Genomic DNA, 14,359 nt, shown 5'->3' on the forward strand with positions numbered 1-14,359 from the left:
TATACAAAAAAGAAAACCTTAGTGTGCAAAATGATTATGACAATTCGACCAATCTCCCAGCATTACGCTATACTTTAAACCGTTTTCGGTTAAAAGATGAGTTAATCTGTGCCTATAGAGTTCATTGCAACATCAAAACTCCCGACCGCTTTTGGTGAATTCAATATTTCTGTGTTTCAAGATCCAGTATCAGGTGAAGAACATGTGGCACTTTCTAAAGGGTTAGAAAATCCACCTACAGGCCCTGTTTTGGTTCGTGTACATTCAGAATGTTTAACAGGTGATGCTTTTGCATCATTAAAATGCGACTGTGGTCCTCAATTGCAGGCAACTCAAAAGCTCATCAACGAGGCAGGTCAAGGCGTTATTTTATATTTACGTCAAGAAGGCCGTGGCATTGGACTGACTAATAAAATTCGCGCCTATGCTTTACAAGATCAGGGTCATGACACCGTAGATGCAAATTTACTTTTAAATTTACCTGCCGATGCACGTCGTTATGACATGTGTAGCATTATGCTAGATCACTTAGCAGTGAAAGAAGTAAAATTAATTACCAACAATCCTTTGAAAATTCAGGCACTCAAAGATCAAGGAATTAATGTGGTTGACCGCGTTCCATTAACGGTTGGACGCAACCCTTTTAATGAACAATATTTAAAAACCAAACGTGAACGTATGGATCATCTTTATCAAAAAGATGATTTTTAAGCCCAAATTATAAATTTAAAAATAATTGGAAGGGATTTTTAAGACATTTCTTAAAAATCCCTTACTTTTTTTATGGTTTTATGCTTTGATGTATCTATCTCCTATCTCAATCATCTTTGAGGGTCACTATGCAACATCCGACTTCAACAGATATTCAACGTGTCCGCGAATTTCTCCTCGATTTACAAGCCCGTATATGTGCTGGTTTAGAACAACAAGAAAAAGCTGGCGGCGGTACGGTTGAATTTATTATTGATGATTGGGAACGTCCTGAAGGTGGTGGTGGTCGTTCGCGAGTTTTGCAAAATGGTACAGTGATTGAAAAAGGTGGTGTGATGTTTTCTCACATCAACATTAGTAAACTCCCCGCTTCTGCTACAGAAAGACACCCTCAAATTGCTGGTGCTAAAGCGCAGGCACTTGGTGTGTCATTAGTGATTCACCCTAAAAACCCCAATATTCCAACTTCTCATGCCAATGTACGTTTATTCGTTGCAGAGCCTGAAGGACAAGATCCAATTTGGTGGTTTGGTGGTGGTTTTGACTTAACACCGTTCTATCCAGATGAACAAGATGTTATCGATTGGCATCAAGCCGCTTACGACCTGTGTCAGCCTTTTGGTGACAGTGTCTATGCTGAACATAAAAAATGGTGTGATGATTATTTCTATTTAAAACATCGCGATGAACAACGAGGAGTTGGTGGTTTATTTTTTGATGATCTCAATGGCTGGGATTTCGAAACTTGCTTTAAATATATTCAAGCTGTAGGTAATGGCTATTTAAATGCCATTCTGCCAATTTTTGAAAAACATCGTGAACAGCCTTATACCGAAGCTCAACGAGAGTTCCAACTTTACCGTCGCGGTAGATATGTCGAATACAACTTAGTGTACGACCGCGGAACATTGTTTGGCTTACAAACAGGTGGACGGATCGAATCTATTTTAGTCAGCCTCCCTAACCTTGCAGGTTGGTCGTATCGTCCAGAATGGGATGAAGATTCGGCAGAGAAACGTTTAACCGACTATTACCTAAAACCACGTGACTGGTTAAATCTAAAAGAAAAAGTCGCTTAATTTTTTGCTTTTTGGAGATTCTTTGGCTTCCACCCTAAAGAATCTCCTTTTTTATTTTCACTTTTCTGAACCTCATTCAAATATTTTTTCTTATTCCAATTTGGCTTATAGTGAGGCCTGCTGAATATTCAGCACACGTTTTTAACTGCTTCATGCCATTTTAAAATTTTGGATATAAGAATGACCAAACAGTTTGCAGTAATTGGCAACCCAATCGAACAATCACGCTCTCCTGAATTGCATCATGCTTTCGCTCAAAAAACAGGTGTTGATCTCGACTATCAAAAACGTCTTGCCCCTCTTGATGGTTTTGAGCCGAGTATGCGTAGTTTCTTTGCAAATGGCGGAAGTGGCATGAACGTTACTGTGCCGTTTAAAGAACAGGCTTTCGCTTTGTGCGATGTGCTAACCGAGCGTGCTCAGATTGCAAAAGCAGTTAATACGTTATGGATGGAAAATGGGAAATTGCACGGCGATAATACTGATGGCCAAGGCTTGGTTGCCGCGATTCAAGCTTTAGACTGGAACCTGGAAAATACGACTATTTTAATTTTAGGAGCTGGGGGTGCAACTCGTGGTGTTATTTATCCACTAGTACAAGCTGGCGCAAAAAAGATTGTGATTGCAAACCGTACTTTAGCTCGTGCAGAGCAACTTGTAGATGACCTAAAAGTAGCCGTCCCGCAAGCTCAATTACAAGCAATTTCTCTAAATGAGCTAGAAGGGAAGTTTGATATTGTAATTAATGCGACTTCTGCAAGCCTCTCGGGTGATGCATTACAACTCCCAGAAACTTTAGAGTTTAAATATGCCTATGAAATGGCATATGGGAAACCATCTAGCTTCCTTGATCAAGCTAAACAACGCAATGTGCCCTATTCTGAAGGTTTTGGGATGTTAGTCGGTCAGGCTATTGAATCCTTTTCTATCTGGAATGGCGTAAGACCTGAATTAAAAGATTTTCTATAAATATAAAAAAAGAACCTACATCATGTAGGTTCTCTTTTACTTCATTTATTATTTTTTGGTCGTAACCATTTGCTGATAAACATCTCGGAAAATCTCATAATCAATAAATTCATTATGTTCAGGTTTTAAATTCTGAATTGTTTTTTCCTTAAGTTGCTGTTTACGTGCAGCAACATACACCTTCCCTAAAATATCAGCCGTTTGTGATAACAATGGTTTCTCTTCAGCAGAAGCACCATTTTGTTGTTCAAATTCTAATTGATATTGTTTTGAGAAAAGCTGCTCAGGCTGCTTATATTGTTTCTGTAATTTTTGCCATGCTTCACGCCCCGCCTTACCTTGTATTGTTGTAGTCACAATATGGTCTACAGCACGGCCTAAATCATTATCAAACTGATCTTCTTGTTCAAGATGATGCTTTTTCTGCAATGCCTCGATACGCTCTAAAGCCTTACCTTGAGGATTATAGGTTTCTTCTTCAGAGAACCAATAAGCATAAACTTCGGCAATTTCTTGCAACTGTTGAACTGAATAATAATTAATATATGACGGTTTTTCGGCAGTCAATTTTGCAATAAACACAGCCTTATACGTTTTGTCATAGGCACGTGTTGCATCATAAGTTTGGTTAGCCAACAGCGCCAGATTCGAATCTAAATCTTGTACATCGCTATGTGAGCCAACTGGATGTTCAGAAACATCACTCTGCCCAAGTTTTTCACTAAAACCTTTTACGAAGTTTTCAAACAAAGAACCTTTGCTTGCCTCTGCAACTGATTTAGCTTGTTTAAGTTGCTGCTGATTAATTGAGGTTGCTTTACCATAATTTAGAATTTGCATGTCTGCTTTAATATTGAAGCGATGGTTAAATTCAGCAGGTGTATATGCAATATCATAATCTACGTTGACTGCACGGCCTTTTTCATCGAGACCAACATCAATCGTAATTGGATTTCTTTGTTTTGGTAAAGCTTGTTCGATCTCTGCTTTGTACTTTAACCATAAAGCTTTGAATGCTTCATCATTCACAAACTGGTTCTGATCATAAGCGGCAAAAGTTTGTTTTAAAGCAGCTTGACGAGACTTGATCTGAGTTTTTTGGGTACTCTCTACGCTTTGATCAAGAACATCAACACCATATATTTGACAGTAATTAATATCCCCTAAAACTACTGGTTTTTTAAGGGTCTGTAATTCAACACATTGTTCTTCTGTAAGGGTTGGGCCGTCTTCATCTTGGGTAGTTTGTTCTGCATCCGCTACCGCAACATCAGCAGCATCCTCATCATGGCCTGAAGCAGAAGCTTCCTCTGCTGCTGCCGCGGCATCTTGAGCTGCACTTGATTGTTCTTCATCGCCTTCCTCAGAAGCCAATGTACCGCCAAAATGAGCGTTAATGAGTGAGTAAAGTTGTTGGCTGACTGCTGCTGCATCTTCAGAAGAAACCTTCTGCCCTTCGGCACCACCCGACTTTTTCTTAGCTTCAGAAGCTGCGAGTTCAGTTGCTATAGATTCAGCAATCTTTTGATCATCAAATCCTAAAACACTTTTTTGCAGGTATTTTTCATTGACTTGACCATATAGATCGACTTGCAGCAGCAACTCTTCAACCGTATCTTTTAAACGAATTTTTTCTACAATTCCCGCTTTGCGGTCAGCGTCTGTAATTGGTAAACGTTGTAAATTTTGCGGATCAGCCAAACGATAAGACACGGCGCCAGAAGCCTTCGCATATTCAACGAACTTCTTCATATCGACGTTCGTAAACAGATCCTTATATTTCGAAAAATCGACATAGGCTAAGTTGTTTTGATTATCTTTATTAACTAAATAAGGCATTAATCCGAAATAATTAACGTAAAACTTATAATCCTTTAGATCAAGCACCATTGGCAATTTTGCCTGCACGAGCAAAGTCGGTTTTTCATATCTTGCAGTGAGGTTGAAAGACCCCATTTTTTGATGATAATGAACTGAACCATCGTAACTAAATTGGAGATCATTTAATAAATTGATTAATACGGCATTTACTTTTTCTGAACGTGATTCGCCAGATACACCTGAAACAGATTGCTCATTTGCAATTGCAGCATAAAGCGCCTGCTTCTGTTTTTTATTCAAATTAATTTTTTGTTCACGTAAATATTGATCTACTTTTTTTTGCACTTCAGCATCAAGTTGAGCACTTTTCTCTACAGTGCTTATTTTGTTGGGCTGATTTGAATCAACATTAACTTTAAAATGCCCGCGGTAGTCATAGCTTGGGTATTCATACATTGCATTCATACCCTGAATGACTTTTTGATCTAAATGAGCAGATGCCACTGATGGACGTAGGCTATGCTGCGCACATGCGGTCAAACCCAAACTGAATAAACATAAACTGAGATATTTTAAATGCATAACCTTTTTTAAAACCTTATCGCTTTATCTTTTTAGCAAAACTTGCTAAAAATAAAAAAATAGTTGTTTTTTCACATAAAAGTATAAGTCCTGAATGTAGCAGAAAATGTATTTTCAGGTGTATTTATTTTCGACAAAATTCGCTTTTCTGACATTTCTTTCGGATGTGATTATCATTGTATTTTTATCATGCGAGTGAATAATCAAATCATCGATTCAGATAATCCCACAATGATTCAAAATTAGGATTAAAGCCATGCCAGCATATAAAGCCCCGCTACACGATATTCGCTTCTTAATGAATGAAGTATTAGATTACCCTGCTCACTACAAAACTTTATCAAATGGTGAAAATGCAGATCCAGATACCGTTGATATGATTCTTGAAGGTGCGGCAGATTATTGTGAAAACGTATTATCGCCACTTAACCAGTCTGGCGATGAAGAAGGTTGCCATTTTGACAACGGCGAAGTAACTACACCTAAAGGCTTTAAAGAAGCTTATGACCAGTTCGTTATGGGTGGTTGGCAAGGTCTTTCTTATCCAGAAGAATTTGGTGGTCAAGGCCTACCAATGTCTTTAAACCTCATCAAATCAGAAATGATGGGTACTGCAAACTGGTCATTTACCATGTACCCTGGCTTAAGTTCGGGTTGTATGAACACCATTTTGCAATTCGGTACCGATGAGCAAAAACAAACGTATATGCCTAAACTTGTTGAAGGAACTTGGAGCGGCACAATGTGCTTAACCGAACCTCAATGTGGTACCGACTTAGGGCAAGTTAAAACTAAAGCTGAACCTCAAGCAGATGGCACTTATAAAATCTCTGGTACAAAAATCTTCATTTCTGCCGGTGAACATGATTTAACTGAAAATATTATTCACATCGTACTTGCACGTCTTCCAGATGCGCCTGCTGGTACTCGTGGTATTTCATTATTTATCGTACCTAAATTTATCCCAACTGCTGATAGTGGCATCGGTGAACGTAATGCAGTGACCTGTGGTTCAATCGAACACAAAATGGGGATCCGTGCTTCTGCAACCGCTGTACTAAACTTTGATAACGCCACTGGTTATTTAATCGGTGAAGTCAACAAAGGTTTACATGCAATGTTTACCTTCATGAATACAGCACGTATTGGTACTGCTGTTCAAGGTATTGCGCACGCTGAGTTATCGTTCCAAGGTGCATTACCTTATGCGAAAGATCGTATGTCTATGCGTGCACTTTCTGGTAAAAAAGAACCTGAAAGAGTTGCAGATGCCATCATTCATCATGCTGACGTACGTCGCCTGTTGTTGACTCAAAAAGCAATTGCTGAAGGTGGTCGTTCAATGATCTATCATGCTGCAAAACTTGCAGACAAAATGACAGATGCATTAACACGTGGCGACCAAGCTGCTTACGAAGACTACGATGATAAACTTGGTTTCTACACACCAATTTTGAAAGGTTTCTTGACTGAACTTGGTTTAGAAGCTGCAAACAACGGTATGCAAGTTTACGGCGGTCATGGCTACATCAAAGAATGGGGCATGGAACAAATCGCTCGTGATGCTCGTATCTCAACGCTATACGAAGGTACAACAGGCATTCAAGCACTTGATTTGATTGGTCGTAAAGTATTGCTTAGCTCAAAAGGTAAAGTGGTTCGTGACTACACTGCTGAAATCTTAAAATTCTGTGCTGCACACGCACGTAATAAATACTTACGTCGTTTTGCTTGGGATTTAACTAAGCTTTGTGCTCAATGGAACACTTTAACAGTTCGTATCATGCTTGCTGCACGTAAAGACCGTGACATCGTATCTTCTGCTTCTGTAGATTTCTTGATGTTCTCAGGTTACGTGATGATGGCTTATTTCTGGGCGCAACAAGCAGTCATTGCTTCTGAAAAACTAGAAGCAGGTGATGGTGCAGAAACACCTGAATTCTATAAAGCAAAAATCAAAGTTGCAGACTTCTACTTTGACCGTATGTTACCTCGTACTCAAGGTCATGCAGAATCAATGGTGACAACCTCTCGCACATTAACATCATTACCAGTTGAACACTTTAGCTTCGACTACTAATGATTTTTAAATCGTGAAATGAAAAGAGCGCAATTCATATTGCGCTCTTTTTTATTCAAGTAAAAATTTAATATTTATTCTTTAGTCAGGACATAAGCTTGCTTCGGAACAAAATAGTTTTGTTCCAAAAACTCACGGTTTTTACCGTAGTCGCTATAAAACAGTTTTTCTAGATTCACGATCAATCTTTTGTTTGAATCAACATTAAAATAAAAATTAACATTAGATAAAGGACAGTGAATGGTTAACTCATGCTCTCTTTCATGTACTTTCCAATTTAAATCAGGACACAACTGATTTATAGCAGTACTTTTGGCTCCATCCTTACTTCCCACTCGGCCAAAATGAATAACATTCCAATAAGCTGATCCATTGGGTAATAAATTTAAAATGTACTCTGCCTCTCCAGACTCACAATCGGCAAACGCATCCTCACATGAAATTCGGGTGTGATATCGCCCTACATATTGCAATGAAATTGCGCTTAATTTTTTGGTTTGATCTAAATTTTCTTCAGGTAAAAAAGTACGACCTGCCACATAATCTAATGTTTTTGTAGATGTACTATTTTTTATTAAATTTTCTTCATCGGTAGAATTAGAACTTGCACTAGAGTGATCTTTGGAGTTGGTATGGTTTATGTCGCAAGCACTAAGTGTCAGGCACATCATAGTCCCTACAACCAAATGCTTAACTAAAAACCTAGACCGCTTCAAAGACATATACATTATTCACAGATAACAGCAACAACCATGTTTATATTCATTTCAGGCACGAGCCCATTGCTGCCATAAACCCTTAAGCCCTGAAAAGGTGCATTTTAGTTGATGTTAGTTTCCTTCATTCCAATCCTTTACATATTTTAACCATTTTACTTTTTAGAAGACTTTAAACCCGTTATTTCGTCTCCATATTTTTATTAAGCAAGAGAATAAACAACTCCTTGCAACTTTTTATTTTTAAGGAGAATTAGATGGCCAGTTCTGGTTTATATCGCTCGAACCGACATAGCATGATCGCCGGTGTAATGGGTGGTATTGCTGAACGTTTTGGTTGGAACGTAACTTTACTACGCATTATTTTTGTTGTGATTTCAATTATGAGTGCGGCCTTTCCCGGAATCTTAGTTTATCTGGTTTTGTGGTTAGTCATTCCGAAAAAACAGCCAGAACATATTGAAGGCTATCGACAATCCGTCCGAACTGTACATGAAGAACAAACACGTTAATTAATTTTGGTCGCTACGGTTGCATCCCCTAATCAACCGTAGCTTTTTTTTGCTCTGTTTTTTTAGATTATATTTTACGGTTTAACTGTTGTTGTAAAGCAGCAATCATATCTGCGCGGCTGATCATTCCGATTAACTTCCGTTCTTCGACCACCGGAATATAATTAAAAGATTTTTCGACAAAATAAGGTACAAGATCTTGAATAGGCTGTGTTGGCAATACTGTCACCACTCTATGACTCATAATCTGTTTCACATAATGCTGCCAAGAGTTTCTTGGGTCCGCTGCACCTTTAAACCATTCCACAACTTCATATAAAGCTAAAGTTCCTACTAGATGATTGTCAGCATTTACCACCGGTAAGCTCATGAGATTAATATGCTTGAACTTATCCAGTGCCTGATGAATATCATCATCTTCATGCAGCTTAATCACATCACGGCTCATAATATCCTGACAGGTATATTGATTGACTATGCGTTCGTTGGCATGTTCTTGTGCATCTAAAATAATTTTTTCTAAATCGTACTGGCTAATATCTAGCAATTCAGTGTGGTGCTCTAAAGCGTATTCAATATCTTTCGGTTGAATCGATACTTTTTGAGTCGGTGTTGGATCTTTACTACGCTCATTGAGACGTGCGGTAACTGGATAATGTCTTCCAATTAATCTATTAAAAAAGACGGCAAAACCGAGTAAAAGTAACGAGTTGAGCAGAACCGGATAAAAAATAAAATAAAAGCCTAATTTATGAATTGCAGCACCACCTAACACAGCCGTAATCGCGACTGCACCACTTGGTGGATGCAAAGAGTCAGTGGTCATCATTAAGAATATGGCAAAGCCTACTGCGACACTAAAAGCAGTGGTTAAATCAGGAATCCACTGTGCACAGGCAACTCCAATAATTCCGGCTAGCGTATTACCAACAATCACATTCCATGGTTGAGCCAATGGACTGGTTGGCACAGCAAATAAGAGAACAGATGAAGCTCCCATGGGTGCAATGTACCAGGCATTAATTCCACCTAAAACATACCAGCTAATTAAGGAAGAAATTGCTAAACCACACAGTGCTCCAACACCACAAAGCAACCGTTCTTTTAAAGGCAAAACCTTAAAATTTGGTTTTAAAATCTGTAACCATTCTCGCTGTATAACACTCACAGTACACCTTTGGGGATATGCCGTTATTTATAACGGGCAAAAGTATACGCTCAAAGCCACATAAAGTGCATTTAAATTATATCTTTCAAAGATAAGAAACTCTGTTGAACCATCTTTTGTTATTTTAAAACTTTAATATTCAATTAATTTTTCATTTAAGTAGCGCCAATAACGTTTCGGCAAATATTGCACATGAAGTTTTATATTCTGACGTTCCGTAATGTTCACGCTCTTAAAATAATCTTTCCAAAGCTGGTCATATAAGACTTCTTGCTCATCAAGCTCAAGCTGAAAGCTTTGGCTCATTCCATTTTTTAAATTACGATCAACATCCGAGGCTTCTAATGAAACTTCATGTATTTCACGTAAATCATAATAAAGTCCAAACTTACGTTTCTCATCATAAATGAGCCAATGCTGGTCCTGATAACGCCGTTTAAAATGCGGCTGAATGAGCGGTAAAACATTAAAATCGGGACGTACCAAACTTAAAAAAAGCTCCTCTTTGGTTTTCTTAAAACGGATAAAAGCTTCCATTCGATGCTTCTCTCGCCCCACCTTTTTCGTCCACTGCGAAATTGCTAAAACACTTGGGTGCGAATAATCTTTTTCTATGGAAACATGGCTAGTAAACACATAAATACAGTAATTCAATAAATGCTGATAGGCATCTAAAGACTCAGATAAATAAGCAAAATAAAATTGTCTTAAAGAAGACGAAGAAAGCTTTTTTTGCAGCGCGGACCACACACGTTCGGCATGTTGCTCATTATTTGAAACCTCAATTTTATCGGCAAATAACCCATGTTGAGCCACATCATTTAAACAGAGTCTGACCTGTAATTCTTTAAATTGAAATGCGCGAAACACACAACTGAGCAGTCCAATCATTGAACCATCAAAATAGTAAGCCACTTCATCATTAAACATAACTAAAACCCAAGGCTTAATTGGGGCGAAAGCTGCTGCACATATTTCGATGAACCCTGCGTTAAAATCTGCTGTCGGATAAAGCTTGAAGATAATTCTTTTTGGAATTTTGGACTGTCTTCACAGTGGATAAAGAATTTTGCTCGCTGGTAGGCAACACCTAACTTTTTAAGTAAATCGATGTGGATTTTGCCAAAGCGGCGAGCCTGCACAATTTTCTTCGCAGATTTCACCCCAATGCCCGGTACACGCAAAATCATTTGATAATCTGCACGGTTTAGATCTACTGGAAACTGCTCAGGATGCCTTAAAGCCCAACTTAATTTTGGGTCTACATCAAGATCCAAATTTGGGTGTTTTTCATTGACGATTTCATTGACCTGAAAACCATAAAAACGCATCAGCCAATCGCTTTGATAGAGGCGGTTTTCCCGCAGTAATGGCGGTGCAGAACCCACTGCTGGCAAGTAATTATTTTCAGTATTAATTGGGATATAGCCCGAAAAATAGACGCGTTTGAGTTTAAATTCTTTATAGTGCTTGTCTGCCATAAACAAGACATCTTGGTCTGACTCTTGATGAGCGCCCACTACCATTTGGGTGGTCTGCCCTGCTGGTACATATTTCGGCACATGCTTAATGATTTGTCGCTCATCTTTAAGCTGAATCAGCCTGTCACGGACTAAACCTAAATCTTTTTGCACTACCTGATGTGATTTTTCTGGTGCAAAAGTTTTTAGGCCAACCTCGGTCGGCATCTCTAAATTAATACTCATACGGTCAGCATATAAACCTGCTTCATGAATCAGTTCAGGCGATGCTCCCGGAATAGTTTTTAGATGAATATAGCCATTAAAATTTTCTTCAAGGCGCAACTTCTTCACAACTTGAAGCATACGCTCCATCGTATGGTCGGCTGATTTAAAAATGCCCGAGCTTAAAAATAAGCCTTCGATATAATTACGGCGGTAAAAATTAATGGTTAAGTCTACAACCTCTTGCACGGTAAAAGCTGCACGCTGGACATCATTAGAACGGCGTGAAACGCAATAGGCGCAATCAAAAATACATACATTACTAAATAGAATTTTTAAGAGAGATACACAGCGGCCATCTTCAGTATAGCTATGGCAAATTCCTGAATGACTAGCATCACCTAGACCTTTATCTTTGTTTTTACGGTCACTGCCACTTGATGAACAAGACACATCATATTTAGCAGCATCGGCAAGAATCTGTAGTTTTTCTCGAATGCGATCAGACATATCAAACGACTCATTTATGGCATCGTTTAAAAAATATCATTTTGCATTCTTAAATTTAATCCAGTGAAGCACGCTAAGCGTCATGAGGTGACGTTTAAAATAATCCGTCTAATTAACGTATTCTTCAAGTTGCTTTACACGCGCTGCATACTCTTGCATTGGGCAATACGAATACATCGGTGAGCCAATATATGAACCGGCATTACTACATTCCTGATCTACATAAGCTTTCCAAAGTCGCTGAGATTTTAAAATATCTTGATAACGTTCTGGCTGTTTATATTCTTCGCTTTGTGTACGAATTTGATCAATGAGAGCCACAATTTTTTCTTCATAAGTCTTTTTAGCTTGTTCAGAACAACTATGCACAACCATGTTGTTAATACTTTCAAGCTGCATTTCTTTAATGGTCTGATCTACACATTGATTATATTCATCTTGCTGATCAGCATCGGTCTGTGCATAAAGCCATGTACTACAAAAAAGGCTGGATAAAACAATGAGTTTGCAGCAAAATTTCAGCATAATTAATTCTCGATTCTATAATTTTTAATATGTCTCAATATAACAAAAATTCTGTAACGGTTGCCTATCGCTATTTAGACATAATAAAGGGGCTATTGTTCGCACCCATACCAGTACTCATTATTTTAATTTCAACAAATCCTATGCTTTATTTTTTAATCATTATATATCTGTTCTTTTTACCATTCTTTATTGCAATATCCTTACTACTAAATAGATTTAAGCTATTAAATTTTCTAACAATACTATTAACGACATTTGGGGTACTCATTTTCTTTAAAGAGCTGATTTATATACCTTTAGAATCCTTCTTTTCTGAGTTAGTTTTTAGTTGGGTTGGGGCTTCTACCTTAATTACAGCTTTTAATTTTTGGGCATTATTGACTTGGTATAACTACAAAGATAATAAGGCCAAAGAGCAGAATATAAACATTGAATGAACGCTCTACTCTTTGAATATAAAATCCTTATAAGTTGAATTTCCCTCAGTAATAGGAAACAATCCATTTCTACTATTTATGAAATAACCCCAATCATTCTGCACAGTTACAGTTTAAAGGTTTACTTATTTTTTACAGGTGTTCGGATAGGTTTCATCAACTTTAAGATCAATATTATAAACAGGTTGTATTGGTATCTCCTCGGTACGGTAAGAGCACATATCGCGCCATTTCATTGCTTCCTCTTTATCCTTAGGTAGACCATTTAACCCAGAATAATAATTTTGAAACATATTTTCTTGACCATTCGCATAACCAAGATTGGCGGCTTTAATATACCAATCTGTTGAAACTTTACCATTTTCTGTTACGCCTAAACCCTGTTGATAAAGAACCCCTATATTATTCATTCCTGCTGGATTACCCTGCTCAGCAGCTTTTGTATACCAATACATTGCTTTTTTATAATCTGTATCTACACCATAACCTAGATGATAAAACGTACCTACCCTGAACTGAGCATCTGCATTGCCTGCTTGCGCTGCCTCTTCAGATAGTTTGAACATCTTAGGTACAAAAGTACTTAAGTCTTCTTTCCGATAATAAAGCGTAGTCAAATTCAATTTAGCTAAAGCACTCCCTTGTTCAGCCGCTTGTTGAAAGAGCTTTTCAATTTCTAAGGCTTTTTTTGCTTCAGTGGCCTCATCACCCTCTTTACTTCGAATCCAATCATTTCTATTTTTATAATATAATAATGCAGCATAATTATTCAGCTCATCCGCATTTAACTTATTGAAATTTTGATTATATTTAGCGGAATAATAAATCCAATTATTCTTTAAAGAGTAAAAACCAACAAAGCCTAAAAATAATATAAAAGCTCCAAAATAATATTTTTTCAAATTCATTCTAAAACAATCTAATTTAAATTATGAAAAATCATCCTATCAAAAGATGTATTAAATACAAAAGATAATAATCTTGTTTTAATGGTTCATGGACATTATCAGTAGATCATTTTAGAATTAAAAAAACATAACTCACTATGATTAAGATGAATCCTACAACGCTAAATATCGAATACCAACCTAAAATTGCTCTTATTATTACCCCTCTTATCCCGATCAGCCTCTTAATTTTATTGTCCGTACTTACTGGCAAGTTTGCACTTGATCTCCTCTATATTATTGGAATCTTTGTTGGTACTTATTATATTATCTTATTCCCATTACTACTTAAGATATGCCAAGTACTCATTACTAAAAACCGCTTTATCTTTCCATTAATGTGGTTAGGCGCACATGTATCATTTAGCTTGATTTATTTCTTCTTAGCTATCTATGAAAATATTTCTCATAATTTACCAATATTTGATTATGTATTCCCAACTGTTGGACGTACTTTGATCTCAACCTCTACATTCACTGTAAGTTTTATTCTTAGCCTCATTTTCTGGTTTTTTGCATCATTTCAACCTCGATTAAAAGCAAAACATGCAGGAAAATCCCAGCTAAATGACAGCCAATAATTTTTTATAGGTATAGAAACTAGTCTTTGCCAC

14 protein-coding genes are annotated in these 14,359 nt (G+C 37.5%); 7 read left to right on the forward strand and 7 right to left on the reverse strand.

Going from position 1 to position 14,359, the window contains the following annotated elements:
* Window positions 1-108 precede the first annotated feature (108 nt).
* The 3 genes from ribA to aroE all read left to right on the forward strand — a co-directional run bounded on the left by ribA (window position 109) and on the right by aroE (window position 2,759).
* Window positions 109-711 (forward strand): GTP cyclohydrolase II, encoded by a 603-nt coding sequence (gene ribA, locus FY048_RS08030; protein WP_003653698.1) that lies wholly within the window; start codon window positions 109-111, stop codon window positions 709-711.
* A 128-nt stretch (window positions 712-839) separates the two neighbouring features.
* Window positions 840-1,790, forward strand: coding sequence for an oxygen-dependent coproporphyrinogen oxidase (hemF, locus tag FY048_RS08035; protein ID WP_446090772.1), 951 nt, complete (start codon window positions 840-842; stop codon window positions 1,788-1,790).
* Between the two features lie 180 nt (window positions 1,791-1,970).
* Window positions 1,971-2,759 carry a shikimate dehydrogenase gene (aroE, locus tag FY048_RS08040; protein ID WP_446090773.1) on the forward strand — a complete coding sequence of 263 codons (789 nt, stop codon included), beginning with the start codon at window positions 1,971-1,973 and terminating at the stop codon, window positions 2,757-2,759.
* Window positions 2,760-2,807: 48 nt separating this feature from the next.
* Here aroE and FY048_RS08045 read toward each other — a convergent pair whose 3' ends face one another.
* Entirely contained in the window at window positions 2,808-5,162 is a 2,355-nt protein-coding gene (locus FY048_RS08045; protein WP_446090774.1) for a hypothetical protein, read from the reverse strand.
* A gap of 256 nt (window positions 5,163-5,418) precedes the next feature.
* On the opposite strand from FY048_RS08045, the gene FY048_RS08050 reads away from it, so the two are divergent.
* On the forward strand, window positions 5,419-7,242 hold the full coding sequence (locus tag FY048_RS08050; RefSeq protein WP_003653705.1) for an acyl-CoA dehydrogenase C-terminal domain-containing protein: 1,824 nt from the start codon (window positions 5,419-5,421) through the stop codon (window positions 7,240-7,242).
* 74 nt (window positions 7,243-7,316) lie between these two features.
* On the opposite strand, the gene FY048_RS08055 is transcribed toward FY048_RS08050, so the two are convergent.
* Window positions 7,317-7,964 (reverse strand): hypothetical protein, encoded by a 648-nt coding sequence (locus FY048_RS08055; RefSeq protein ID WP_446090775.1) that lies wholly within the window; start codon window positions 7,962-7,964, stop codon window positions 7,317-7,319.
* Window positions 7,965-8,215: 251 nt separating this feature from the next.
* On the opposite strand from FY048_RS08055, the gene FY048_RS08060 reads away from it, so the two are divergent.
* On the forward strand, window positions 8,216-8,470 hold the full coding sequence (locus FY048_RS08060) for a PspC domain-containing protein (protein ID WP_004639576.1): 255 nt from the start codon (window positions 8,216-8,218) through the stop codon (window positions 8,468-8,470).
* Window positions 8,471-8,537: 67 nt separating this feature from the next.
* On the opposite strand, the gene FY048_RS08065 is transcribed toward FY048_RS08060, so the two are convergent.
* From FY048_RS08065 to FY048_RS08080, 4 genes are all read right to left on the reverse strand, one after another.
* Window positions 8,538-9,638, reverse strand: a complete 1,101-nt coding sequence (locus FY048_RS08065; RefSeq protein ID WP_198078135.1) for an HPP family protein — start codon at window positions 9,636-9,638, stop codon at window positions 8,538-8,540.
* Between the two features lie 132 nt (window positions 9,639-9,770).
* Window positions 9,771-10,568 (reverse strand): TIGR03915 family putative DNA repair protein, encoded by a 798-nt coding sequence (locus FY048_RS08070; protein ID WP_446090776.1) that lies wholly within the window; start codon window positions 10,566-10,568, stop codon window positions 9,771-9,773.
* A gap of 2 nt (window positions 10,569-10,570) precedes the next feature.
* Window positions 10,571-11,833 carry a putative DNA modification/repair radical SAM protein gene (locus tag FY048_RS08075; protein ID WP_446090777.1) on the reverse strand — a complete coding sequence of 421 codons (1,263 nt, stop codon included), beginning with the start codon at window positions 11,831-11,833 and terminating at the stop codon, window positions 10,571-10,573.
* 108 nt (window positions 11,834-11,941) lie between these two features.
* Window positions 11,942-12,358, reverse strand: coding sequence for a lysozyme inhibitor LprI family protein (locus FY048_RS08080; RefSeq protein ID WP_446090778.1), 417 nt, complete (start codon window positions 12,356-12,358; stop codon window positions 11,942-11,944).
* 29 nt (window positions 12,359-12,387) lie between these two features.
* Between FY048_RS08080 and FY048_RS08085 the strand changes: the two genes are divergently transcribed.
* Entirely contained in the window at window positions 12,388-12,798 is a 411-nt protein-coding gene (locus FY048_RS08085) for a hypothetical protein (RefSeq protein ID WP_446090779.1), read from the forward strand.
* A 125-nt stretch (window positions 12,799-12,923) separates the two neighbouring features.
* On the opposite strand, the gene FY048_RS08090 is transcribed toward FY048_RS08085, so the two are convergent.
* Entirely contained in the window at window positions 12,924-13,706 is a 783-nt protein-coding gene (locus FY048_RS08090) for a tetratricopeptide repeat protein (RefSeq protein WP_446090780.1), read from the reverse strand.
* A 137-nt stretch (window positions 13,707-13,843) separates the two neighbouring features.
* On the opposite strand from FY048_RS08090, the gene FY048_RS08095 reads away from it, so the two are divergent.
* Window positions 13,844-14,326, forward strand: coding sequence for a hypothetical protein (locus FY048_RS08095; protein WP_446090781.1), 483 nt, complete (start codon window positions 13,844-13,846; stop codon window positions 14,324-14,326).
* Window positions 14,327-14,359: the final 33 nt, after the last annotated feature.

Source organism: Acinetobacter sp. 1124_18A (genome assembly GCF_052824995.1).

Bases quoted from the DNA above. Each gene is read 5' to 3' on its own strand.
- FY048_RS08055 (WP_446090775.1), bottom strand. From the start codon at position 7,964: ATGTCTTTGAAGCGGTCTAGGTTTTTAGTTAAGCATTTGGTTGTAGGG.
- aroE (WP_446090773.1), top strand. From the start codon at position 1,971: ATGACCAAACAGTTTGCAGTAATTGGCAACCCAATCGAACAATCACGC.
- hemF (WP_446090772.1), top strand. From the start codon at position 840: ATGCAACATCCGACTTCAACAGATATTCAACGTGTCCGCGAATTTCTC.
- FY048_RS08095 (WP_446090781.1), top strand. From the start codon at position 13,844: ATGATTAAGATGAATCCTACAACGCTAAATATCGAATACCAACCTAAA.
- FY048_RS08050 (WP_003653705.1), top strand. From the start codon at position 5,419: ATGCCAGCATATAAAGCCCCGCTACACGATATTCGCTTCTTAATGAAT.
- FY048_RS08085 (WP_446090779.1), top strand. From the start codon at position 12,388: ATGTCTCAATATAACAAAAATTCTGTAACGGTTGCCTATCGCTATTTA.
- FY048_RS08045 (WP_446090774.1), bottom strand. From the start codon at position 5,162: ATGCATTTAAAATATCTCAGTTTATGTTTATTCAGTTTGGGTTTGACC.
- FY048_RS08080 (WP_446090778.1), bottom strand. From the start codon at position 12,358: ATGCTGAAATTTTGCTGCAAACTCATTGTTTTATCCAGCCTTTTTTGT.
- FY048_RS08090 (WP_446090780.1), bottom strand. From the start codon at position 13,706: ATGAATTTGAAAAAATATTATTTTGGAGCTTTTATATTATTTTTAGGC.
- FY048_RS08070 (WP_446090776.1), bottom strand. From the start codon at position 10,568: ATGTTTAATGATGAAGTGGCTTACTATTTTGATGGTTCAATGATTGGA.
- FY048_RS08075 (WP_446090777.1), bottom strand. From the start codon at position 11,833: ATGTCTGATCGCATTCGAGAAAAACTACAGATTCTTGCCGATGCTGCT.
- FY048_RS08060 (WP_004639576.1), top strand. From the start codon at position 8,216: ATGGCCAGTTCTGGTTTATATCGCTCGAACCGACATAGCATGATCGCC.